General features: G+C 63.6%; 19 protein-coding genes and 1 pseudogene. 6 read left to right on the top strand and 14 right to left on the bottom strand.

Annotated features, from left to right (window positions below; all coding sequences use genetic code 11):
• Nucleotides 1–4: 4 nt before the first annotated feature.
• Nucleotides 5–1,258 (bottom strand): sarcosine oxidase subunit beta family protein, encoded by a 1,254-nt coding sequence (locus tag ABLE86_RS07140; protein WP_348778232.1) that lies wholly within the window; start codon nt 1,256–1,258, stop codon nt 5–7.
• 115 nt (nt 1,259–1,373) lie between these two features.
• Between ABLE86_RS07140 and ABLE86_RS07135 the strand changes: the two genes are divergently transcribed.
• Nucleotides 1,374–2,444, top strand: a complete 1,071-nt coding sequence (locus ABLE86_RS07135; RefSeq protein ID WP_348778231.1) for a GlxA family transcriptional regulator — start codon at nt 1,374–1,376, stop codon at nt 2,442–2,444.
• Between the two features lie 25 nt (nt 2,445–2,469).
• Here the strand turns inward: ABLE86_RS07135 and ABLE86_RS07130 are convergent, their stop codons facing one another.
• The 7 genes from ABLE86_RS07130 to ABLE86_RS07100 all read right to left on the bottom strand — a co-directional run bounded on the left by ABLE86_RS07130 (nt 2,470) and on the right by ABLE86_RS07100 (nt 9,532).
• A complete protein-coding gene (locus tag ABLE86_RS07130) occupies nt 2,470–3,357 on the bottom strand; it encodes a helix-turn-helix transcriptional regulator (RefSeq protein WP_348778230.1) in 888 nt (295 codons plus the stop codon).
• 104 nt (nt 3,358–3,461) lie between these two features.
• A complete protein-coding gene (locus ABLE86_RS07125) occupies nt 3,462–4,973 on the bottom strand; it encodes an amidase (RefSeq protein WP_348778229.1) in 1,512 nt (503 codons plus the stop codon).
• A 9-nt stretch (nt 4,974–4,982) separates the two neighbouring features.
• Entirely contained in the window at nt 4,983–5,708 is a 726-nt protein-coding gene (locus tag ABLE86_RS07120; RefSeq protein ID WP_348778228.1) for an ABC transporter ATP-binding protein, read from the bottom strand.
• Entirely contained in the window at nt 5,701–6,423 is a 723-nt protein-coding gene (locus tag ABLE86_RS07115) for an ABC transporter ATP-binding protein (protein WP_348778227.1), read from the bottom strand. The genes ABLE86_RS07120 and ABLE86_RS07115 overlap by 8 nt, the downstream gene beginning before the upstream one ends.
• Entirely contained in the window at nt 6,420–7,424 is a 1,005-nt protein-coding gene (locus ABLE86_RS07110; RefSeq protein ID WP_348778226.1) for a branched-chain amino acid ABC transporter permease, read from the bottom strand. Before ABLE86_RS07110 ends, ABLE86_RS07115 begins: the two co-directional genes overlap by 4 nt.
• Nucleotides 7,421–8,287 (bottom strand): branched-chain amino acid ABC transporter permease, encoded by an 867-nt coding sequence (locus ABLE86_RS07105; protein ID WP_348778225.1) that lies wholly within the window; start codon nt 8,285–8,287, stop codon nt 7,421–7,423. Before ABLE86_RS07105 ends, ABLE86_RS07110 begins: the two co-directional genes overlap by 4 nt.
• Nucleotides 8,288–8,320: 33 nt before the next feature.
• Nucleotides 8,321–9,532 (bottom strand): ABC transporter substrate-binding protein, encoded by a 1,212-nt coding sequence (locus tag ABLE86_RS07100; protein ID WP_348778224.1) that lies wholly within the window; start codon nt 9,530–9,532, stop codon nt 8,321–8,323.
• Between the two features lie 226 nt (nt 9,533–9,758).
• Here ABLE86_RS07100 and ABLE86_RS07095 point away from each other — a divergent pair, with 226 nt between their 5' ends.
• Nucleotides 9,759–11,030: a glycosyltransferase gene (locus tag ABLE86_RS07095; protein WP_348778590.1), complete on the top strand. Its 1,272-nt coding sequence runs from the start codon at nt 9,759–9,761 to the stop codon at nt 11,028–11,030.
• Between the two features lie 18 nt (nt 11,031–11,048).
• On the opposite strand, the gene ABLE86_RS07090 is transcribed toward ABLE86_RS07095, so the two are convergent.
• Nucleotides 11,049–12,581, bottom strand: coding sequence for a Gfo/Idh/MocA family oxidoreductase (locus ABLE86_RS07090; protein WP_348778223.1), 1,533 nt, complete (start codon nt 12,579–12,581; stop codon nt 11,049–11,051).
• Nucleotides 12,582–12,736: 155 nt separating this feature from the next.
• Between ABLE86_RS07090 and ABLE86_RS07085 the strand changes: the two are divergent.
• Nucleotides 12,737–12,895 (top strand): annotated as a pseudogene (locus ABLE86_RS07085) (UDP-N-acetylglucosamine 2-epimerase (non-hydrolyzing)); the annotation flags it as partial.
• 31 nt (nt 12,896–12,926) lie between these two features.
• A complete protein-coding gene (locus tag ABLE86_RS07080) occupies nt 12,927–13,823 on the top strand; it encodes an asparagine synthase C-terminal domain-containing protein (protein WP_348778222.1) in 897 nt (298 codons plus the stop codon).
• A gap of 55 nt (nt 13,824–13,878) precedes the next feature.
• On the opposite strand, the gene ABLE86_RS07075 is transcribed toward ABLE86_RS07080, so the two are convergent.
• Nucleotides 13,879–15,210, bottom strand: coding sequence for a nucleotide sugar dehydrogenase (locus ABLE86_RS07075; protein WP_348778589.1), 1,332 nt, complete (start codon nt 15,208–15,210; stop codon nt 13,879–13,881).
• A gap of 322 nt (nt 15,211–15,532) precedes the next feature.
• Here ABLE86_RS07075 and ABLE86_RS07070 point away from each other — a divergent pair, with 322 nt between their 5' ends.
• The gene (locus tag ABLE86_RS07070) at nt 15,533–16,438 is read left to right on the top strand and encodes an MBL fold metallo-hydrolase (protein ID WP_348778221.1); all 906 of its coding nucleotides are present in this window, start codon (nt 15,533–15,535) and stop codon (nt 16,436–16,438) included.
• A 6-nt stretch (nt 16,439–16,444) separates the two neighbouring features.
• Here ABLE86_RS07070 and ABLE86_RS07065 read toward each other — a convergent pair whose 3' ends face one another.
• Together ABLE86_RS07065 and ABLE86_RS07060 are read right to left on the bottom strand one after the other, a co-directional pair.
• On the bottom strand, nt 16,445–17,272 hold the full coding sequence (locus ABLE86_RS07065; protein WP_348778220.1) for a DUF1499 domain-containing protein: 828 nt from the start codon (nt 17,270–17,272) through the stop codon (nt 16,445–16,447).
• Nucleotides 17,273–17,314: 42 nt separating this feature from the next.
• Nucleotides 17,315–18,943: a long-chain-fatty-acid--CoA ligase gene (locus ABLE86_RS07060; protein ID WP_348778219.1), complete on the bottom strand. Its 1,629-nt coding sequence runs from the start codon at nt 18,941–18,943 to the stop codon at nt 17,315–17,317.
• 229 nt (nt 18,944–19,172) lie between these two features.
• Here ABLE86_RS07060 and ABLE86_RS07055 point away from each other — a divergent pair, with 229 nt between their 5' ends.
• A complete protein-coding gene (locus ABLE86_RS07055) occupies nt 19,173–20,042 on the top strand; it encodes a DUF427 domain-containing protein (protein WP_348778218.1) in 870 nt (289 codons plus the stop codon).
• Nucleotides 20,043–20,066: 24 nt separating this feature from the next.
• On the opposite strand, the gene ABLE86_RS07050 is transcribed toward ABLE86_RS07055, so the two are convergent.
• A complete protein-coding gene (locus ABLE86_RS07050) occupies nt 20,067–20,810 on the bottom strand; it encodes a polysaccharide deacetylase family protein (protein WP_348778217.1) in 744 nt (247 codons plus the stop codon).
• 85 nt (nt 20,811–20,895) lie between these two features.
• Nucleotides 20,896–23,571: a pyruvate, phosphate dikinase gene (gene ppdK, locus ABLE86_RS07045; protein WP_348778216.1), complete on the bottom strand. Its 2,676-nt coding sequence runs from the start codon at nt 23,569–23,571 to the stop codon at nt 20,896–20,898.
• Nucleotides 23,572–23,637: the final 66 nt, after the last annotated feature.

Genomic DNA, 23,637 nt, shown 5'->3' with positions numbered 1-23,637 from the left:
TCCCTCAGTGCGCCACGGCCGCAGCCGCGGCCTCGTCGATCAGCCGACCGGTCGTGAAGCGCTCGAGCGTGAACGGCGCATTGATCCAGTGCGGCTCGTCGCGCGCGATGGTGTGGGCGAACACGTGGGCCGAGCCCGGCGTAGCCTTGAAGCCGCCGGTTCCCCAGCCGCAATTGACGTACAGGCCCGGCACCGGCGTCTTGCCGAGGATCGGCGAGCGGTCGGGCGTGACGTCGACGATGCCGCCCCATTTGCGCAGCATGCGCATGCGGGTGAAGATCGGGAACACCTCGCAGATTGCCGAAACCGTGTGCTCGATCAGCGGCAGGCCGCCACGCTGGCTGTAGGACACATACTGGTCGGTGCCCGAGCCGATCACCAGCTCGCCCTTGTCCGACTGGCTGATATAGGCGTGCACCGTGTTGGACATGACCACGCAAGGGAATACCGGCTTGACCGGCTCCGAGACCAGCGCCTGCAGCGGAAAACTCTCCAGCGGCAGCCGGACGCCTGCCGTATCCATCACCACCGAGGTGCTGCCGGCGGCCGACACGGCCACCTTCTTAGCGCGGATGAAGCCCTTTGCGGTCTCGACGCCGGTGACCTTGCCCGAGGCATCGCGGCGGATCGCGGTCACCGGGCAGTTCTGGATGATGTCGACGCCGCGCGCCGCCGCGCCGCGGGCATAGCCCCAGGCGACCGCGTCATGGCGGGCCACGCCGCCGCGCCGCTGCAGTGCAGCGCCCATGACGGGGTAGCGCGCATTGGGAGAGAGGTTGAGCGGCGGGCAATATTCCTTCGCCTGCTCCGGCGTCAGCCACTCATTGTCGATGCCGTTCAGCCGGTTGGAATGGATGTGGCGCTTGAAACTCTGGATGTCGTGCACGTTGTGCGCCAGCATCATCACGCCGCGCTGCGAGAACATGACGTTGTAGTTCAGTTCCTGGCTCAGCCCTTCCCACAGCTTCATCGCATGCTCGTAGAGCATGGCGCTTTCGTCATAGAGGTAGTTCGAGCGGATGATGGTAGTGTTGCGGCCGGTGTTGCCGCCGCCGAGCCAGCCTTTTTCGATCACCGCGACATTGGTGATGCCATGCTCTTTGGCCAGATAGTAGGCCGCGCCGAGGCCATGACCGCCGGCGCCGACGATGATGACGTCATACTCCGGCTTGGGCTCGGCATTCGGCCATTGCGGCTGCCAATTCTTGTTGCCGGTCAAGGCGTTACGCAAAAGCGACGCCCAGGAAAACTGGGTCACAGGAACCTCCTCCCGATGGAAAGTGCTCCAAGTATCGACGCGACCGTTGATCTTGCACAGGATGTATGCGTCAATTGAAAGAGAGATTTGCGACAGCCCTTCAAGGCGGGAAAGAATGGTCGACAGGTTGCAGAAATCACCGGACGCGAAGGAGCCGAAGGCGCGGCTGTCGGTGGGGTTCATCCTGGCGCGCCGCTTCACGCTGTGCGCCTTCGCCAACTTCGTCGACGTGCTGCGGCTCGCCGCCGACGAGGGCGACCGAAGCCGGCCGATCCTGTGCAAGTGGACGGTGCTGTCGGACGACGGCCACCCGGTCCAATCGAGCTGTGGCGTTTCAGTGCAACCGCAGGAGCGCTTCGGCGACCCGAAGAAGTTCGACTACATAGTCGTGGTCGGCGGGCTGATGGACGAGATTCCCAGCGCCAATGCGCAGCACAACAGCTTCCTGCGCAAGGCCGCGGCTGCGAATGTGCCGCTGGTCGGCGTGTGCACCGGCGCCTTCATCCTGCACCAGGCCGGGCTGATGAACGGCTACCGCTGTTGTGTCAGCTGGTTCCATCATGCCGACTTCCTCGAGCAGTTCGACGGTTTGAAACCTGTCTCGGACCAGATCTTCGTGGTCGATCGCGACCGGCTGACCTGTTCCGGCGGCGCCAGTTCGGCGCATCTGGCCGCCTTCCTGGTGGAGCGGCACGTCGGCAAGGCGCAGGCGACCAAGAGCCTGCACATCATGATGTTCGACGAGGCCGAGATCGCGGAAACGCCGCAGCCAGGCATTCCGCTCGACCTCCACACCAACGACCCGATGGTGAAGAAGGCGCTGCTCCTGATGCAGCAGAACATGGATACGCCCTACACGGTCGCGGAACTCGCCCAGCGCATGGGCATCAACAAGCGCCAGCTGGAGCGCCGGTTCCAGGCCGCACTGCAGACCTCGCCGATGGCGGCCTGCACCATGATCCGGCTGGAGCACGCCCGCTTCCTTGTGCAGCAGTCGGACCGCTCGATTGCCTCAATCGCGGCGGAGTCGGGCTTCTGCGATGCCTCGCATCTCAGCCGTGCGTTTCGCAAGCGCTTCGGCGAGACGCCACTTGCGCTCAGGCTGAAAGACCTCGCCGAGGGCCAAGGGAAAGCCTCCCTCGCAGGCAAAATGGCGTCAGGTTCCTTGCACTCCGAAAGAGCGTGACGGCGCTCCGCTCTGCTGGCCCAACTCACCCGATGCGAGAGCGCCTGAAGCTCAAGGGGCTCTCGCCCATGTTGTCGGCAAAGAGCCTGCTGAAATTCGACGGCTCTTCGAAGCCGAGCGAATAGGCGATCTCGGCAATCGTGTTGTGCGAATAGAGAAGCTGCCTTTGTGCTTCGAGGACAATGCGCTGGTGGATCAGCTTCAGCGGCGATTCGCCCGCAACGCTGGTACAGGCGCGATGCAACGTGCGCTCGGTGACGTTCAGCGCGCTCGCATAGTCGGCAACGCACTTGGCGTTGCGAAAGCTGATTTCCAGCAGGTCGCGAAAGCGATCGTAGAGCCGGTGCTGCGGAATGTTGGCGACTGTAGTCGGCACCCGGCCCGCCTGCTCGCCCAGAATGCTGACCACGGCCAGCAGGTTGGCGGTCAGCACCGCGGTTCGGGCGCGGCTGTTCTTCTGGTCCTGGTAGGCGCGCAGATTCTGGAAAGAAGACTGGATGCTGCGCCATGCCTCCGCGTCGCCGGCCAGTTCGAGAACGTGGGGCCCGCGCACGATTTCAAACAGGCCGCGTGCGGCGTGGCCGGCCACCGCCTCGTCGAGATAGCTTTCGGCCGCTGTCAGCATGAAGACGCGCGCATCCGGCGCCAGGCGGAAGCTGTGCACCATGCGCGGCGGCACCACGACGACTGAACGGGCGGCGAACGCGCGCTTTTCGAGGTCGAGTTGCACCTCCCCCTCGCCTGCCTCCACCAGCGCGATCTGCAGGAGGTCGGCGTGGCGATGGGGGAAAAGCTCCCAGTTGTATTTGCGGATGCGCGTGGAGACGCGTTCGACCTGCAAATACTGGAACGAACTCCGGGAATGCTGCTCCCCGAAGCGAACGATAGGCGGCTCGGGCGGCTTCGAGATCATGCCGCCCGCCGCCCGGCCACGCACCGTTTCCGGGCGTGATCAAGTTTGCAGAAACTGGGTGCTAAGGTCGCCTCCATCCCCGACCTGAACATCCGACCGGCAGACTAGAAAGTCCGCCAGTCGCCATCCGCTTCAAAGGCGGCGGCGGCACCGTAGATCATGGCCTCATTCCAGTGCTTGCCGGTCAGCATCACGCCGATCGGCCTGCCGTCCTCCATTCCGCAGGGCAGGGTCATGGCCGGATGCCCGGTCACGTTGAAGGCGCAGGTATTGCCGATCATCTCCCAGGAGCGCGCCGTCACCTCCTCCGGGCCTGCTCCCTGCGGCGGCAGCGGGGTAGCCTTCACAGGCAGCGTCGGCATCAAGAGCAGGTCGAAACGCGAGAGCGCCTCGTCATAGGCGGCCTGCAGGCGTGCCCGCATGCGCTGGGCCTTGGCGTAGTAGGAGCCGTGATAGCGGCCGATGGAATAGCGGCCGAACAGCGCCATGATCTTGATCGTGTCGGCCATGTCGTCGCCGGCCTCGCGCCAGCGCGCGCCAAAATATGGCTGGCTGCCTGCGCTCGGTCCCAGGCCGCCAATGCCGAGGCCGTGGGTTTCCAGCATCGTCCAGAGCCCGCCGTCATGCGCTATCGGGGCCCAGATCGCAAAGCCCAGGCTGTGCATGGGTATGCTGATCTCCTCCACCACCGCGCCCATGCGGGCAAAGCGCGCGGCCGCTTCGCGCACCTTGGCGTCGACCCCGGCTTCCGAGTTCGCGCGCCCGAACCCTTCCCGCACCACACCGATGCGCAGGCCCTGAACGCCACGGTCGAGCTCGGCCGCATAGTCGTTCACCTGCACGTCGCGCTGGCGCGGGTCGATGCCGTCGGCACCGGCGATTGCCTGCAGCAGGCGCGCATTGTCGCGCACATTGGCAGAAATCGGCCCGGCATGATCCATCGACGGCTCCAGCGGCGTGATCCCCGTGTAAGGCACGAGGCCATAGGTCGGCTTCATACCATAGACGCCGCAATAGCTGGATGGAATGCGCACCGAGCCGGCCTGATCGGTTCCGATCGAAAGCGGAACGTCCCCTGCCGCCACCACTGCCGCACTGCCGGACGAAGAACCTCCGGCCGAATAGCCCGGCCGCACCGGATTGTGCACCGGACCCGACGAGCTTGTGTGGCTGCCGCCCGAAACGCAGTAATTCTCGCAAACCGCCTTTCCGGCGATCTCTCCACCCGCGTCGAGAATGCGGGTAACGATCGTGGCGTCGATGTCCGGCACGAAGCCTTCGAACAGGCTCGAGCCGTTCATCATCGGCACGCCGGCAACACACACATTGTCCTTCAGCCCCACGCGCGCGCCGGCAAGCGGACCGTCCTCCCGGCCGCGGATGTCGGTCTTGACGTACCACGCGCCGAAGGGGTTCTCAGCGGGTGCGGGAAAGCGCCCCGGCGTGCGCGCATAGGAAATTTCCGGGCGCTCGTCGTTCATGAGGTCAAGCTCCGCATAGGCGTCGCTCAGCGGCTGCACGATGCGCTCTACCGCGGCAAGGTAGCTGTCGTGCGGCTCCATTCCCAGCGCATCAGCGGCGCGGCGCAGGTCGCGAACATTCGGGTTCCTGAACATGGATTGCCTCTACACCTTTTCTTCCAGACCGATGAATTCGTCGATGATTTTGGGATCGCGCAGCATCTGCGGTTCAAGCTCGCGAATGATCATGCCCTTCTGCACCAGCAAGACGCGGTCGGCGGTGCTGCTGATGAAATCGAGGTCCTGCTCCACCACCACCACGCACAAGGAACGTTGTGTGGCCAGTTTTAGAAGGTGGGCCTCGATCTCCTCCACGATTGCCGGGGCCACGCCCTCGGTCGGTTCATCGAGAAGCAGCAGCTTGGGCTGCCCGCTCAGGGCGCGCGCCAGCGCAAGTATCTGCTGTTCTCCGCCGCTCAGCGCGCCGCCCTTCCGGTTCAGCAACGGGGCCAGCACCGGAAAATCCTCGACCGCCCTGTCGATGGCCTCGTTGGTCTTCAGCCGCGCCGCCGCCGCGCCGAAGGCCAGGTTCTCGCGCACCGTCAGGCCGGAGAAGATGTCGCGCCCTTGCGGCACATAGCCGAACCCGCGCCGCGCCCGCAGGTGCGGCGGCTCGCGGGTCACGTCCACGCCCTCGAAGCTGATCTCTCCGCCCCATGTCGGCAGAATGCCGGCCAGCAGCTTCATCAAGGTCGTCTTGCCCATGCCATTGTGGCCCAGCAGACCGACGATCTCGCCGACACGAGCCTCGAAAGACATGCCGTTCAGCACCGGCACGCGGCCGTAGCCGGTGCTAACATCGCGCACTTCCAGCAAGCGGGGCTCAGACATTCAGGCCTCCCGCCTTCTGCCCCAGATAGGCGCCCCGCACTTCGGCATTGCGCAACACTTCCTCCATCGTGTTCTCCACGATGATGCGCCCTCGATGAAACACTGTGACCTTCTCGGCTATTGCCCGGATGAAATGCATGTCGTGCTCGACGATCACCAGCGCACGGTCGCCGCGCAGCTTGCTGATGAGCTGAATCGTGTGCTCGACCTCGCCCCGGGTCATACCGGCGGCGGGCTCGTCCAGCAGCACGAGCTTGGGGTCGCAGACCAGCACCATGCCCAGTTCCACCCACTGGCGCTGGCCGTGCGAAAGGCGGCCAACCTCTTCCGCGGCGATGCTTTCGAGCAAAACTTCGGCAAGCATGGCCTCGGCGGCACGTTCGGCCTCGCGGCTGCCAAGACGGCGCATCGCCGCGATCCTCAGGTTCTCGCGGACGGACAAGCCGTTGAACAGGTTCGGAACCTGCGTCTTGATACCGACACCCAGCCGCGCGATCTCGAAGGGCGAGTAGCGCGACGTGTCTTTCCCCATGATCCGGATGGTGCCGGCGCTGGGCTTCAACTGGCCCGACAGCAGCTTGAAGAAGGTGCTCTTGCCCGCCCCGTTGGCGCCGATCAGGCAGCGCAACTCACCGGGCTGGAGGGAGAAATTGACGCCCGCCACGGCGGCCACGCCGCCGAAAGTGCGCCACAGGTTTTGAACTTCGACGATCACGACCGAGCGTCCTTGCCAGTCTTGAGGAGGCGCGCGCCATATTTGCGCGCGGCCGGCACGATGCCCATGGGCAGCACCAGAACGGAAATCACGAACACCAGGCCAAGCACGATATTGGGCTCCAGCATCCGCACCGAGCCGAGCCAGGTGGTCAGGCCGGTGATGAGCATGGCCCCGACCACCGGCCCGATCAGCGTGCCGAGCCCGCCGAACAGCACCCAGATGATCGTCTGGGCAGCGAAGCCTACAGCGAAATTGTCGGGCCCGATGAATGCGCCCCAGGCTGCGAAGAGTGCCCCGGCAATGCCGGAAAGAGCGGCGCCGAGGATGAAGAGCAGCAGCTTGTGGCGGCGCACGTCATAGCCGAGCAGTTCGGCCCTCAGTTCGTTCTCGCGTATGGAGATCACCACCCTGCCGAATGGCGTTTTCACGAACAGCCTTGTCCCGAGATAGACAAGCAGCATGGCACCGCCGGCGAGATAGTACATGCCGGCGAAGTCCAGCGGCTCCGATGCGCCAGGCAAGCTGATCGGCGGCACCGAGGGAATGCCGTTATAGCCGCCGATCTGGACCGAACCGATGCGGTAGAAGTCGCCGGACGTGCTGTTCACCAGGTTGTACATGATCAGCGACAGAGTCAGCGAAACCACGCCGAAATAGACGTCGCTGATCCTGCCGTAGAAGGTGAAGTAGCCCATAAGCAGCGCAAAAACGGCCGGCACGGCAATCGCGGCCACGAGCCCCCAGGAACTGCTGTCCAGGTTCATGGCCGTGATGGCATAGGCATAGCCGCCCAGGCCGAAAAACACCGCCTGCCCCAGGCTCAATATGCCGCCGATGCCCCAGACGAGATTCAGGCTCATGGCCATGAGCGCCATGACGGCGAAGACCGTCAGGTTGAACAACGTGTATTCTTCCGACAGGAGCGGGATGCCGAGCAGGACGACCAGCCCGATCGCCGATGCCGCCAGAAAAGCTGGGCTGACGATTTCCCGTATCACATTCCACCTTTGAAGAAACGACCGGTGATGCCGGCGGGAAGAAGCCGCAGCAGCAGGACAGCCGCTGCCAGAAGCGCAACCTCGCCCAGAACCGGGTTTGACAGGATAGTCACTACCGAGTTCACACCGCCGAGCAGGCCCGAAGAAGTTGCAGTGCCGGTCAGCGGAAGCGCGCCGCCCACGATCACCGTGATGAACGCCTTGCCGATATAGGTCAGGCCTGAGATGGGCATGACGCCCGCGATCGGCGCGAAGGCCGCCCCGGCCAGCCCCGAAATGGCAGCTCCCAGCCCGAAGGTCACAGAATAGACGTTGCCGACATGGGTGCCGAGAGCGGCCGCCATGTTGGCGTTCTGCATCGTGCCGCGCGCGATCAGGCCGAACGGTGTCCAGCGCAGCACGACATACATTCCCGCCAGCACGGCCACGGCCAGGCCGATGATGAAGAAGGTATAGCCGCCTTCGCGATACTGGCCGATCTCGACGCTGCCGAAAGGCGCGCTGACGCCCTGCTGCTGGTAGCCCAGCGTAACCGAGGCTATGCCGATGAACAGCAGGCTGATGCCCCAGGTTGCCAGGATCGTCTCGACCGTCCGGCCATAGAGGTGGCGCACCACGAGCCGTTCGACGGCCATGCCGATGGCCATCACCACGAGGGGTGCGACCACGAACATCGCGATCCAGAAGTTCACGCCTGCGCGCACCGCCAGCACGAAGGCGAATCCCCCTATCATGAGGAATTCGCCATGGGCGAAGTTGATCACGCCCATCATGCCGAAGATGATCGCCAGCCCGGCCGCGATCAGGAACAGGCTGGCGACAGCGTACAGGATATGGATGCCGGTTATGGCGACCAGTTCCATGACGATTGTCCGGTTTTCTAATTGACTGCTGACTTAGAGTTCGACGGGGAACTGCTGGTTGGTGTCCGGATTGGCGATCAGGTCGCAACGCGCGTCATCGCTTACCGGAACCTGGTTTTCCCACCGTTCCTTGATCTCGAACTTGGAGCCCCGCACTTCTGCGAGATACATGTTCAGGACCGCATGGTGCGTCTTCGGATCGACCGTCACCGTGCCGCTCGGCCCCTCGATGGAGATGCCGCTCTCCAGCACTTCGATGACCTTGTCGCGGTCGAGCGTGTCTGCCTTGCGCACGGCCTCGGCCCACAGCATCATGCCCTGATAGTCGCTCGGTCCGAGCGTCCCGACCACTTTCTCGCCGGGGAACTTCGCCTTGTACTTGGCGAGGAACTCGGCATTCTGAGGCGTGTCGATCTCGTCGAGGTAGTTCTTCACCACCGTCACGCCTTCGATGACGTCGCCCGGCATGCGCAGGGTTTCGCCCGAATCCCCGAACGCGTGGCCGGCCATCCCGATGGTCTTGTTCAGGCCGGCAGCGGCCCACTGGCCATAGAAGGCTTCCTGCGGCGGGCTGACGAAGACGTTGAACACGCTGTTTGCGCCGGCCTGCTGGATGCGGCTGATGGTGGCCGAGAAGTTGTTGGCGTCGAGCGGGAAGAACTCCTCGCCCACGATCTCGCCGCCATTGTCCTTGGCGATCTTGGCGGCCCACTTCGCGGAATCATGACCGAAATTGTAGTCCGCCGCGATCGTGTAGATCTTCGGGCCATAGGTCTTGATCATGTGCGGAATGAGGTTGCGCAGCAGCTGCTGCGGCGTCGGGCCGGTCACGAAGGTGTTGCGGTCGCACAAGCCGCCTTCGTAGATCATGTTGTAGAAATAGAGCGTCTTGGCACGGTCGAGGATGGGGCGGGCCACCTCGCGCGCGGCGCTGGTGATTGCCCCGTGCACCACGGCGACGCGGTCCTTGAGGGCCAGCTGCTGCGCATATTGAGCATAGAGACGGTTGTCGGACTGGGTGTCGTAGATGACGGGCTCCACCTGGCGGTCCAGCAACCCGCCGGCGGCATTGAGATCGTCAACGGCAAGCTGCAGACAGTTCAGCTTCGGCTTTCCCAGCACCTCGAAAGGTCCGGAAAGATCGAGCAGAACGCCAACCTTGATGGGATCTGCACCGAGTGCTGCGGTGCGCATCACCAATGGCGCGGCCAGGGTCGCGATGCCTGCGCCGATTCCCCCCTTCAAGACACTCCTGCGATTCAGATGCATTTTCTCCCCCTTGTCTTGCTTTTCGCGAGCGTAGGGAAGCATTTTGCACCGCCGGGCGACATGGCAGTTACGGGCAGTCACTTATCAATATCGGACAATTGCCGCGCCATGGAGGAGGCTTCGGTTTACGGCTATAAGACCGCATGGGCGGCGGAGGCTTGGGCCGGGGTGGCCTTCAGGCCGCGCCCGCGAAAGACGCGACATGAAGGTGTTGGTCATTTCGAACATGTACCCCACCGAGGAAAATCCGGTGGGAGGCATTTTTGTCCACGAACAGGTCAAGGCGCTGAGGCGCTTTGGCATCGACGTGCGCGTGGCCACGGGCAAGCCTCTGTGGCTGTCGCGCCACCCTCACCGGGCGGCAATGCGCGTTCTGCGCGATCTCGCGGACCGGCGCCGTAGCTTCCAATGGACCGGATATGACGGCGTGCCGGTCGCAACCTTCAGCTATTTCGCAGGCGGGTTCGCGCGCCCCTTCCTCCGGCCGTGGTTCTACGCAAACTCGCTTCGCCGCTGGCTGCCGTCGATCGCCGCCGGCTTCGACTACGATCTCGTCCATGCGCACACCGCGTTCCTTGACGGGCGCGCAGCGGCAGGCGCGGCGCGGCTGCGCAATGTTCCGCTGGCGCTGACGGAACACACCGGGCCGTTTTCGCTCGTCACCGACGATCCGCGGATGCGCAGGCATACTGTGTTTGTGATGAACGCGGCGGACCAGATCATCGCCGTCAGCAGTGCTCTCCGCGGAGAGATCGAAGGGCGCCTTCCCGAAATCGATCCGCGCAAGATCATCGTCTTGCCCAACGGGGTGGATTGCGAATTCTTCGACCCGTGCCTCTGTCCAAACCGGGCCGGCCTGGCAACCGCTGGCACCAACTCAAAGTCCTCCGAAGCGATACCGACAGCCCACGACACGGAGACCATCACCGCACTCTGGGTCGGCCACCTGGTCGAGGTCAAGCGCGTCGATCGCTTGCTGGACGCCTTTGCGATGGTCGCGCCGCACGTGCCGCGCCTGCGTTTGCGCCTGGTCGGAAGCGGCGTCTTGGAGGCAGCCCTGAAACGAATGGCCGGCGAACTGCAGGTTGCCGATGAAGTGACATTTGTCCCGACCCGCGACCGCGCCGGCGTTCGCGCCGAAATGGCCAGCGCGGACTTTCTGGTGATCTCGAGCGAGGTCGAGACCTTCGGCGTTGTCGGCATCGAGGCGATGGCAATGGGCTTGCCGGTGGTTGCAACGAACTGCGGCGGCCCGCGGGATTACGTCACCGGGTCTGACATCGGGGAACTCGTGGACAGCTCCACAGAAGGCCTTGCTGCCGGGCTTCGCAACATGGCCGCGCGCCTTCCTGGTATTGACCGCGCAAAAATCCGGCGCCAAGCTGTTACCAATTTCGATTTCGGCCTTCTCGCGCGGCGTCTTGGCGAACTCTATTCCGATCTGGTCGGGCGCCACGCGACCGGCCACCGATGACAAGTCTTCCAACCACGGTCATGTGATTTCCTGCAAAGCCCCTTCCTCAGTGAGGCGATAGCGTCGGCTCTCGTCTGGGCAGATCAGATCCTCGCCCAGCCGCCGCCCGGCATGGCTGACCCAGCCGATGCGCACCGCCGGCACGCCAGCAACCAGGGCATGGGCCGGAACGTCCCTGGTCACCACGGCACCGGCCGCGACCATGGCATACTCGCCGATACGGTTGCCGCAGATGATGGTCGCATTCGCCCCAATCGTCGCTCCACGTCCCACCGGCGTCTCGCGGAACTCGTGCTTGCGTTCATACTCCGCGCGAGGCGTGAGCACATTGGTGAAGACGCAAGAAGGGCCGCAAAACACTCCATCGGCAAGCGTCACGCCCTTGTAGAGGGAAACATTGTTCTGGATCTTGCAACGGTCGCCCACCGTCACATCGGGCCCGATCACGCAATTCTGGCCGACGACGCAGTTTTCGCCGAGGGTGCTTCCCTGAAGCACGTGGCTGAAATGCCAGATCTTCGTTCCCTTGCCGATCGAAGCTCCATCGTCGACGACAGCGGTAGGGTGCACGCCCGGATGCGCCGCCTGCCGCTTCGGTGCGCTTGCCTTTTCCAGCACCGCCAGCACGCCCAGGCCTTCCGCGCCATCGGTTCGCGGCTGCCGTCTGCTACGGATGCACTCGACGAAATGCCGGCATTCGTCCTTCAGCGGCTCGTTCGGCTCCAGAACGGCATATTCCGGCACCACTGTCTTTGCCACTGGCACGCCATTCTTCCACGACACGCCGCCGCGAAACACCGCAAGCTTGCGGTCCCATGGCAGGCAATCGTCAAACACCGCCATCGCATCGGTGCCCACGACGACAAGCCGTTGCTCCTTGACCGGGTTGAGCCAGGAGACATGAATATGCGCCTTCAGCCCGGTTTCGAATTCCAGGTGCACGATCGAGGTGTCGCTGATCTGCGGGTGGAGAACGGGTAGCGCGTGGCAGTCGACCCGGGACGGCGCCTCCCCTGCGAGGGCAAGGATCATCGAAAGATCGTGCGGCGCAAGGCTCCAGAGTGCGTCTTCCTCGCGGCGAACCTTGCCCATGTTGAGACGGCGGGAATAGATGTTCAGCAGACGTCCGAATTCGCCTGCGGCGGCAAGCTCGCGCAGCCTGATGAAGGCGTTGTGATACTGCAGCAGGTGCCCCGCCATCAGGAGCCGGCCTTGGGCCTCGGCCAGTTCCTCCAGCCTGCGCCCGTCGGCGGTGTTCAGCGCCAGCGGCTTCTCGACATAGACATCCTTGCCGGCTTCCAACGCCTCGCTGGCAATCTCAAAATGCAGATGGGCCGGCGCGGCAACGATCACGCCCGGAATTGAAGGATCACTCAGCACGTCCTCCAGCGAGGCGGCCCGGCAGCCATATTGGGCAGCCAGCTCCGAGGCTCGGACCATATCGGGATCGACTACCGCCGCTAGCAGGCCGAGCTCGGCAACGCTGCGCACAACATTGCCGCCCCACCCGCCGGCACCGACAACCGCGATGCCAAAGCCCTCACCTGCCATGGTTTGATCCGCCCGCGCATGATGAAACAAATATAAAAACTAATATTGAACAGAATGAAAGTTATACGAATTTGCAATTCGCCAGATCAATAAATACTCATGTTTAAATATGCATCGCAACGCCGCAGCTGCACCCACCAAGAGGCGAACATTTCATGCGGTCAACCATCATTTCCATCGTCGGCGCGCGACCTCAATTCATCAAGGCCGCCGCTGTCACCCGCGCCATGAACCGGTCGACCGATCTTACGGAAAAAATCCTCCACACCGGGCAGCACTTCGATGACAACATGTCGGAAGCTTTCTTCCGCGATCTCGACATTCCCGAGCCCGCCTTCCGCCTGCATGTTTCCGGAGGCAGCCGCCAAACAAGTCAAGGTGGTGCTCGGCGGCCAGGGCGGCGACGAGATTTTTGGCGGCTATGCCCGCTATCTCATCGCCTATCTGGAACAGGCATTGAAGGCGGCCATAGACGGCTCGCACCGCAACGGAAATTTCGTCGTTACGCCGGAATCCATCATCTCCAATCTGGTCGTCCTGCAGGAATACAAGCCTCTGCTCAGGCACTTCTTCGCCGAGGATCTCTTCGGCGCGATGGACGAGCGCTATTTCCGGCTCATCGACAGGGCCGGCGACATGACTGAAGAGATCGACTGGCCCGTCCTCGACCTCTCTGGCGTGATGGAGCGCTACCGCAACATCTTCAATTCCACGCGCAATGTGCGCAAGGAGGCCTACTTCGATTCCATGACGCATTTCGACTTCAAGTGCCTGCTGCCGGCATTGCTCCAGGTTGAAGATCGCATGTCGATGGCGCATGGGCTCGAGGCGCGTGCGCCTTTGCTGGACAGGCCGGTCGTTGAACTGCTGGCCACGATCCCGGCAAATATCAAGTTTCCCGATGGCCGCATGAAGCATTTGCTGAAAGAGTTCGCGCGCCCCCACCTGCCGGAGATGGTCGTTGATCGCCGCGACAAGATGGGCTTTCCGGTGCCGCTCAAGGAGTGGCTTTCAGGCCCGCTGCACGACTTTGTCCATGACATCTTCTCCAGCCAGGCAGCCAAGAGCCGGCCCTATTTCAACAATGCCGCCATCCTCAAGAATTTCGCCCGCGGCGGGCAGTTCTCGCGCAAGATCTGGGGCCTCCTGTCCCTGGAAATCTGGCACCAGCTTTTTCACGATCGCGCCTCGAATTATCGCGCCATGATCTCGTCGAACGAAATCTCCGCACCTGCAGCGTAGGAAAGGACGACCGAACATGAAGGTACTTGTGACAGGTGGCTTTGGTCAGATCGGGTCAACGGTGTCCGACATACTTCTGGCGCGCGGCGACACTGTTCTTTCCATAGACAACTTCGCCACCGGCAGGCGCGACAACCTCGCAGCCCATCCGAACCTGATTTGTGTGGAAGGCTCCATCACCGACAGCCACCTCGTTGCCCGGCAATTCGAGGCATTCAGGCCGGAGGTCGTCATCCACACCGCCGCCTCCTACAAGGATCCCGACGACTGGCATATAGGGGTCGAAATAGTCCACCGTCGCCCCGTAGCGCTCCAGCAGTTCGATCAGCTTCAGCCCGGGGCTCTCGCGCATGTCGTCCACGTTCTTCTTGTAGGCCAGTCCGACCAGCAGCACCCTGGCGCCGTTCAGCCCTTTGGAAAAGCGCATGTTCAACGTTTCCGCGCACACCGCAACGACATGCTGAGGCATGCTTGTGTTGATCTGGCCGGCAAGTTCGATGAAGCGCGTAGGCATGTCATACTCGCGCGCCTTCCAACTCAGATAGAACGGATCTATGGGAATGCAGTGGCCGCCGAGGCCGGGCCCCGGATAGAATGGCATGTAGCCGAAGGGCTTCGTCTTGGCCGCCTCCACCACCTCCCAGATGTCGATACCCATGGCGCCGAAGATGAGCTTCAGCTCATTGACCAGCGCGATGTTGACGGAGCGGAAGATGTTCTCCGTGATCTTGACCGCTTCGGCCGTTGCTGCCGAAGAGACCGAAACCACTTCCGACACCACCCTGCCGTAAAAAGCCACGGCAAGCTCTCTGGCCATGTCATCCATTCCTCCGACCACCTTCGGAATGGAATAGGTGTCGAATTCCGGATTTCCGGGGTCCTCCCGTTCGGGACTGAAGGCGACGAAAAAGTCCGATCCGCACTTCAGTCCGCTCTTCTCAAGCGCCGGCACAAGCATCTCCGCGGTCGTGCCCGGATAGGTCGTCGACTCCAGAATGACCAGTTGACCCCGCCTCATATGCGGGACGATCGACGCTGCCGTCTTCGCCACAAAGGAGAGGTCCGGCTCGCGGTATTTCGTCAGCGGCGTCGGCACGCAGATGACAATGGCGTGCGCCTGTGACAGAGCTGCGAAGTTCACAGTACAAAAGAAGGACTTCGATCGGATTTTCTTGACGAAATAGCGCCCGTCGATGTGCCTGATGTAAGTCTGTCCCGCCCGCAGCGCTCGAATTTTCTCGCGATCGACATCCACGCCGATCACCTTGAAGCCTGCCTCCATGATGGCTCGCGCCAAGGGCAGGCCGACATAGCCGAGGCCGACAACGCCAATGGTCCCGCGCTTGTTTTCAAATGTGGCGAAAAGTTCTTCGCCGCAATTAACAATTGCGTCCACAGAAACATCCCCCAACTCGGTGGCATCCCCGAATTTAACGCCCAGACACCCACAATAAACAGGAGTTATATACTTAAAATATTATTCCTGTACATGGAAAACGAGATGTACAACTGTATTGATGGGGCATCTCTCGCGCGGCGCCGCTCTCGGGCAAGGCGAACGGGCGGGCCGTGATTGAATTTGCCCTCGTCGTCCCCATTTCTGTCGAGGTTGGCCGATCTGGCCGGCCGGGTTTGCCTACATCGGCCGGCGTGCTAAGCGGCAAACGGATTTGGCGGTTTGCATGCGGAAGGCGAGGCAGGTTTCGACGATGTCCCTGGAATTCGACACCAAGTTCGAGCCGGCCTATGGCGAGGCCGTGCCGATCGCCAAGGGCGTGGCGCGCCTGACCGTGAACAATCCCAGCGCATTCACCTTCCACGGCACCAACAGCTACATCGTCGGGCACGACACGCTGGCCGTCATCGATCCCGGCCCGGAAGACGACGCCCATTTCGATGCGTTACTGCGGGCCATCGCAGGACGCCCAGTCAGCCATATCTTCGTCAGCCATACGCATCGGGACCATTCCCCGCTTGCCGCGCGGCTCGCACGGCACACCGGCGCGGTCGTCGCGGCCGAGGGGCCGCATCGCCCGGCGCGCCCGCTGCGGATCGGCGAGATCAATCCGCTCGACGCCAGCGCCGACGCGGATTTCGTACCCGAACTGACGCTCAAGGACGGCGATGTCATCGAGGGCGACGGCTGGCGCATCGGCACGGTGCTTACGCCGGGCCACGCCGCCAACCATGCGGCGTTCTCGCTGGAAGGCACCGGCATCCTGTTCTCCGCCGACCATGTCATGGCCTGGGCCACCTCCATCGTGGCACCTCCGGACGGCGCAATGGCCGACTACATGGCCTCGCTCGACCGGCTGCTGGAGCGCGACGACCGGGTGTTCTTCCCCGGCCATGGCGGCCCGGTCACCAAGCCGCGGTCATTCCTGCGCGGCCTCAAGGCACACCGGAAGATGCGCGAGCGGGCCATTGTGGAGAGGCTGAGGTCGGGTGACCGTACCGTTGGCGAGATGGTCGCCGCGATCTACCGCGACACCGACCCGCGCCTGCATGGCGCCGCCGCGCTCTCGGTTCTGGCGCATCTGGAAGATCTGGTCGGGCGCGGTGCAGCCATCACCGATGGCACCGTGTCCATCGACGCGCATTTTTCGCCGGCCTGATCCCTACTAATTGCTGTCGGGCGGGGCTTCGCCGCTCTGCGTCGCCACCTCCGCATCCAGGTCCTGCAGGAATTGGTTGATACGCGCCGCATTGTTTCCGAAATCGTGCCGCCCGTATCGCGAGGCCGAGCGCATGTCGACATAGGTCGTCTCGCCCTCGTCCACCAACCGGATGGAGACGTCGACCGGGAAAGCCAGCACCCAGGTATATGCCAGCGCCTCTATCGTTATCTCGCTCTCGTCGTCCGGGGCGGCGGTGGGTCCGAACAGTTTCCAGTTGGTGCGCGACAGCACCGACTCCACGGCGTCCAGCGTGCGATCGAGCGGCAGGTCGTAGCGCCGGCCCGTCACTTGCGGGTATTTTTCCGATTGCAGCTTGCGCTGCTCGGCCGTGGGCGGCGTTACCGGGTTCATGCCGGGCGAACGGGTCTTGGCCGCAAGCGTCAGCGCAGGCGGGTCCTCCGGGTCCGTCGAGATGTCGTTGAGCTCCGGGTAGGCAAAGGCGCAATAGCCGTAGAACAGGAAGGGCGCCAGCACGGCAAGCCCTACTACCGCGCCGAAGGTCAGATCCCCTCCGCCGCGGTCGCCATCGTTCCACACATGCGGAAAGGCGAAGAACGCCAGCAGCAGCGCGAAAGTGGCCAGCACCGCCACAAGGGCGAGCACGCACAGGAAGGCCACCGTTTCCAGCAGGGCATAGCGGTGGACAAGCCCGGCGATAATCAACAGCACCGCAGAGAACACTGCCAGGCGCCGCGACCATCCGGCCATCCGCGATATCTTCTCTTCCAGATAGGCCACCATGTCGCCGCGCCGCAGGAGCTCCGTTTTCACTGCGGAATCCTTAGAAGCTTTTGGCCTCCGGCAGAAGCCCGCTCAATCGGAGGGCAACCGGTATTCGCCGAATTGCCTGCGCAGGACAGTCTTCTGGATCTTGCCTGTCGCCGTATGCGGGATTTCCTCCACGAAGGCTATGTCGTCCGGCAACCACCACTTGGCGACCTTGCCTTCCATGAAGCCGAGAATGTCGGCCTTGGCCGGCTCCTTGCCCGGCTTGCGTACCACCACCAGCAACGGCCGCTCGTCCCATTTCTCATGTCGGACGCCGATCACCGCCGCCTCCGCCACATCGGGGTGGCCGACGGCCAGGTTCTCCAGTTCGATGGTCGAGATCCATTCGCCGCCCGACTTGATCACGTCCTTGGCCCGGTCGGTGATCTGCATGTAGCCGTTGGCATCTATGTGGGCGACATCGCCGGTATCGAACCAGCCCTCCTCGTCGAACTGCTCGGCACCCGCGCCGCCGTAATAGGCCCGCGCCACCGCCGGCCCACGCACCTTGAGGCGGCCGAAGGTCTTGCCGTCCCAGGGCAGGTCCCGGTTGTTGTCGTCGGTCACCTTCATCTCCACGCCAAAGGGCGCATGCCCCTGCTTGGCCTTCAGGTCCAGCAGTTCCTCGCCCTCCAGCCCTGCGCATTCCGGCTTCAGCGTGGCCAGGCTGCCCAGCGGCGACATTTCGGTCATGCCCCAGGCATGGATGACTTCCACGCCAAAGGTCTGCTCGAACTTCCGCGTCATGGCGCGCGGGCAGGCCGCACCGCCTATCACCACCTTCTTCAGATAAGGCAGCTTCTTTCCGGTCTCCTCCAGGTGCTGGAGCAGCATCAGCCACACCGTGGGCACGGCGGCGGTAAAGGTCACCTTCTCTGTGTCGAGCAGTTCGTAGATCGAGGCGCCGTCCATGCGCGGGCCCGGCATCACCAGCTTCGCGCCGATCATCGGCCCGGTCTGGGCAAGGCCCCAGGCATTGGCGTGGAACATCGGCACCACCGGCAGGATCACATCGCGCGAGGAAATGCCCATCGCATCGGGCATGGCGGCCATCATCGCGTGAATGACGTTCGAGCGGTGGCTGTAGAGCACCCCCTTCGGTTCGCCGGTCGTGCCCGAGGTATAGCACATGCCGGCGGCCGTGTTCTCGTCGAACTCCCGCCAGCGGAAGTCCCCATCCGCCTCGGCCAGCCATTCCTCGTAAGCCACCGCGTTTGGCAGCGAGGTCGGCGGCATGTGGGCGGCATCGGTCAGCACGATGACCCGCCGCAGGCTCGGCACCGATGCGGCGATCTTCTCCACCAGCGGCAGGAAGGTGAGGTCGACGAACAGCGCCTTGTCCTCGGCGTGGTTCATGATCCAGGCGATCTGCTCGGGAAAAAGGCGCGGGTTGAGCGTGTGATAGACCGCGCCCATGCCCATGATGCCGTACCACGCCTCGATGTGGCGCGCCGTGTTCCAGGCAAGGGTAGCGATGCGGTCGCCCGGCCTAAAGCCGTCGCGCTCGAGGCGCTGGGCCAGCTTCAGCGCGCGCAGGCGGACCTCCGCATAGGTGGTGCGGACAATCGGTCCTTCGACCGAACGCGAGACGACTTCACGATGCGGATGCTGGATTCCGGCATGATCGAGAATCTTGTGGCAGAGCAGCGGCCACTCCTGCATCAGTCCAAGCATTGCTATCCTCCTCCCGATGTCGTTTTCCCGGCATTGTGGAACGAAAAGCAGTATTGTCCAATACCTCCTTCCGTTACGGCAATTGATCTTGCGCCAGTGCTTCTGATCCGTCAGTCTTGGTACTTGTCGGGTCGGTGGCCGGAAACAGTCAATCGTCACAATCCGGCCATTCTCGTTCCCGATTTTCCCGCTAGCGGAAGTGCCATCTTTGAAGGAACAGGGGCTCCGCATGAAAGAGCAATCTGGCGCTGAGAGCGGGTCGGAAATTGATTCCGACGCTTCCGGGAACGCGATCGAACTTGCCACCAAGGCCGGCGACGTTTCCGATCAGGATTTCGAGACTGTCGTTCGCGGCGCGCTCGACGCGGTCGGCGGCGTACTCATGTTCAAGCTGCGCATCGAAGAACCGGACGCGCCGCATTATGCGGCAGCCGCTTACGTCGGCGAAGGCGAGAGCCGCCAGTTCCTGATCCTCATCCTTCCAGTGGCGGGCGGCCATCTTCGTGTCGAGACGGTGGCCAGGAGCAAGAGCCCTATCGCCGGTACGTGGCTGCCTATGCCGGGCTGGCGGAAGCACTCACCCACGCCGCCTGAACGGCACCTGAGAGAGCCTGTGGGCATTGGCGTGGCGCGGAACGGAAATTCGGCATGCGCGTTTGTTTGTCCGGACCGCAGGAGGCTCGCCATGGTAACAGTCGCTCCACCCGCACCCGGATTTCGGCGCAACCCGAACTACCACATCACCGTGAGGCGCTTCTCGGGAACCGTCGTCGTCAGCTTTGCCGGCGCGGTCATCGCTTCCACTACGGCCGCGAAGGTGCTGCGTGAGGAAAGGCATCAGCCGGTCTATTACATCCCCTTCCGCGACATCTATTTCGAGTTTCTGACCCGCAGCGACATGCGCACCCATAACGCCTACAAGGGCGAGGCCGTGCACTGGAACGTCGCTGCATCGGGCGAAGCGGAAGACGACGTGATGTGGTCCTACGATGCGCCCTACGACGAATTGAAGGCGATAATGAACCACGGCGCCTTCGACCCGAACAAGGTCCGGGTAGACGTCCTGGCAGCCGCGAAAGGCTGGCATCCGCAAGCGTGAGGTGACGGCTGGCCGCCAAGGCCGTCAATCGGTGGTGTCGTTCGTGCCCACGCCGTCCGCGTCATCCAGGCGCACAAAGGTCACGCCCCTCGCCTTGAGTTCCAGAAGTCCTTTCACCAGCCCCTCGCCGGCAGCGTGGGTGGGCTGATTGATGTGGGCGATGATGACGTCGCCATCCTTGGCGGCCGCCACGCGCCGCGCCGTTTCCCTTGCGCTCAGCAGCGATCCGCCGTCGCCGTTGATGGAATAGCCGGCTATCTTGAAGCCGGCCTTGCGTATCAGCGCGATCGCGGACGGGCTGTATTGGGCGGTGGCGCCGCGAAACCATTTCGCCGCCGGGCCGCCGGCCTCCGCAAGTGCTGCCGCACCTCCCTCCACCTCCGCCAGCACGGCTTCGGCGCTCCCCGCGCTGCTGATGCCATAGATCTTGCGCGGCGTATCCACCGCCGGAATGTGGTGTCCGCCGTGGTTTTCCAGCTCAAACAGCTCGGGGTGCGAACGCATTATCTCCAGCGCGGCGGCATTGCGCCTGAGCCAGGTGCCGGTGACGAAGATGGTCGCCGGAATCCGGTTCTCGACCAGCGCCGAGAGTATTCGTCCGTCAGTCCTGCCGCCGCAGGCGTCAAGCGTCAGCGCCACTCGCGGGGCGTCGGCATCCTCATGCGGTTTGAGGTGCAGCGTCGGCTCCAGAAGAGGTACGGCGTGGCCGACGGAAGCCGCCGAGACGAGGAGCCCGGCGGCGAAGAAGGATTTCAGCAACAGACGCATGGCAGTCAATTTCAGGCTTTCGACGGCCTATCCCCAACGCCCGCATCTGGGCGAAAATCGGGACGGCCGCCGCAGCATGCTTGCCTCACGCGCCCTTTCGCGAGTTTTTGACTGCCGCCTGCGCCGCCGCCAGCCGTGCGATCGGCACACGGAACGGCGAGCAGGAAACATAGTCGAGGCCCACTTCCTCGCAGAAATGGATCGAGCGCGGGTCGCCGCCGTGCTCGCCGCAGATACCGAGCTTGATCTGCGGCCGTGCCGACCTGCCGCGTTCGGCGCCGATGCGCACCAGTTCGCCCACGCCCTCGATGTCGAGTGAAACGAACGGGTCCTGCTCGATGATGCCCTTCTGGCGATAGGTCTCGAGGAAGGACGCCGCATCGTCGCGCGAGATGCCGAAGGTGGTCTGCGTCAGGTCGTTGGTGCCGAAGGAGAAGAACTCGGCGGTCTCGGCGATCAGATGGGCGCGGATCGCCGCACGCGGCAGCTCGATCATCGTGCCGGTCAGATATTCCACCTCCACGCCGGTCTCTTCCATGACGCTCTTGGCCACCGCGTCGATGCGGGCCTTCACGAAGTCGAACTCCTTGGCCAGGCCCACCAGCGGCACCATGATTTCAGGCACCACCGGATTGCCTGTCGCCTTGCCGGCCTCGACCGCCGCCTCGAAGATGGCGCGCGCCTGCATTTCGGCGATTTCCGGATAGGAAACCGCCAGGCGGCAGCCGCGATGGCCGAGCATCGGGTTGAACTCGTGCAGAAGTTCGGTGCGGTGGCGCAGCTTTTCGGGCGAGACATCCATCGCGGCCGCGACCTCGGCGATCTCCTCGTCCGTCTTGGGCAGGAACTCGTGCAGCGGCGGGTCGAGCAGGCGGATGGTGACCGGCAGGCCGGCCATGATCTCGAACAGCTCGGTAAAGTCCGAACGCTGCATCGGCAGAAGCTTGCCAAGCGCAGTGCGGCGGCCCTTCTCCGTGTCGGAGAGGATCATCTCGCGCATGGCGAGGATGCGCTCACCCTCGAAGAACATGTGCTCGGTGCGGCACAGGCCGATGCCTTCGGCGCCGAATGAGCGCGCCATGCGGGCGTCTGCCGGGGTTTCGGCATTGGTGCGCACCTTCATGCGCCTGATGCTGTCGGCCCACTCCATGATCGCGGCGAAGTCGCCGGAGAGCTCGGGCTGCAGCATCGGCACCGCGCCCTTCAGCACCTGGCCGGTGCCGCCGTCGATGGTGACGATGTCGCCCTTGTGGAAGGTGGTGCCCATCGCCGTCATGGTGCCGGCTTTGTAGTCCACGCGCAGCGAGCCCGCACCCGAAACGCAGGGCTTGCCCATGCCGCGCGCCACCACGGCGGCGTGGCTGGTCATGCCGCCGCGCGTCGTCAGGATGCCTTCGGCCGCATGCATGCCATGAATGTCTTCCGGGCTGGTCTCGATGCGCACCAGAATGACCTTCTTGCCGATCGCCCGCATTTCCTCCGCCTCGTTGGAGGAGAAAACGATCTCGCCGGTCGCCGCCCCCGGCGAGGCCGGCAGGCCGATGGCGATGACGTTGCGCTCGGCCTTGGGGTCGATGGTCGGGTGCAGAAGCTGGTCGAGCGAGGCAGGGTCGATACGCGTCACCGCCTCGTCCTTGCTGATCAGCCCTTCCGCCGCCATGTCCACCGCGATCTTCAGCGCCGCCTTTGCGGTGCGCTTGCCCGAGCGGGTCTGCAGCATCCACAGCTTGCCGCGCTCGATGGTGAATTCCAGGTCCTGCATGTCGCGGTAGTGCTTTTCCAGCCGCTCCGAGATCTCCATGAAGGACGCGAAGGCTGCAGGCATCAGCTTCTGCAGCGACGGCTTGTCGGAGCCCGCCCCGATGCGCGCGGCCTCGGTGATGTTCTGCGGCGTGCGGATGCCGGCCACGACGTCCTCGCCCTGCGCATTCACCAGGAATTCGCCATAGAGCACGTTCTCGCCGGTGGACGGATTGCGCGTGAAGGCAACGCCCGTGGCCGAGCTGTCGCCCATATTGCCGAACACCATGGCCTGCACATTGACTGCGGTGCCCCAGCTTTCGGGAATGTCATGCAGGCGGCGATAGGTGATGGCGCGGTGGTTCATCCAGCTGGAGAACACGGCGCCAATGGCGCCCCACAGCTGTTCCTTCGGGTCCTGAGGGAACGGCGTGCCCAGCTCTTCCTCGACCTTGGCCTTGTAGAGCACGATCACGTCCTGCCATTCCTCGGCCGACAGCTCCGTGTCGAGTTCGTGGCCCAGGCGCGCCTTCTCTTCCTGCAGGATTTCCTCGAACACCTCGTGGTCAAGGCCCATGACTACGTCCGAATACATCTGGATGAAGCGCCGGTAGCTGTCATAGGCAAAGCGCGCATCGCCCGAATCGGCGGCCAGCGCCTCGACCGTCCCGTCGTTCAGGCCGAGGTTGAGCACGGTATCCATCATGCCCGGCATCGAGGCGCGCGCGCCCGAGCGGACGGAGACCAGCAACAGCTTTTCGGGGTCGCCAAAGTTGCGTCCGGTGATCCGGCCGATATGGTCGAGCGCGGCGCCCACCTGCGCTTCCAGCCCCGCCGGATAGGTGCGGCCATTGGCGTAGAAGGCGTTGCAGACTTCCGTGGTGATGGTGAATCCGGGCGGCACCGGCAGGCCAAGGCTGCACATCTCCGCCAGGTTGGCGCCCTTGCCGCCCAGCAGATTCTTGTCGCCGGCTCGCCCTTCGGCAGCGCCATCTCCAAAGGTGTACACCCACTTGGTCATGCTCGTTCCTCGCCATTCGACCGCGGCGGCCTGCGTATGTCCGCGGCTCCTATGTTCGCGAAGCGT

This window comes from Mesorhizobium sp. KR2-14, from assembly GCF_040049255.1.
Classification (GTDB): domain Bacteria; phylum Pseudomonadota; class Alphaproteobacteria; order Rhizobiales; family Rhizobiaceae; genus Pseudaminobacter.
Note: the sequence above shows the minus strand (reverse complement) of the source record. Positions and strands in the feature narration are given on the sequence as shown.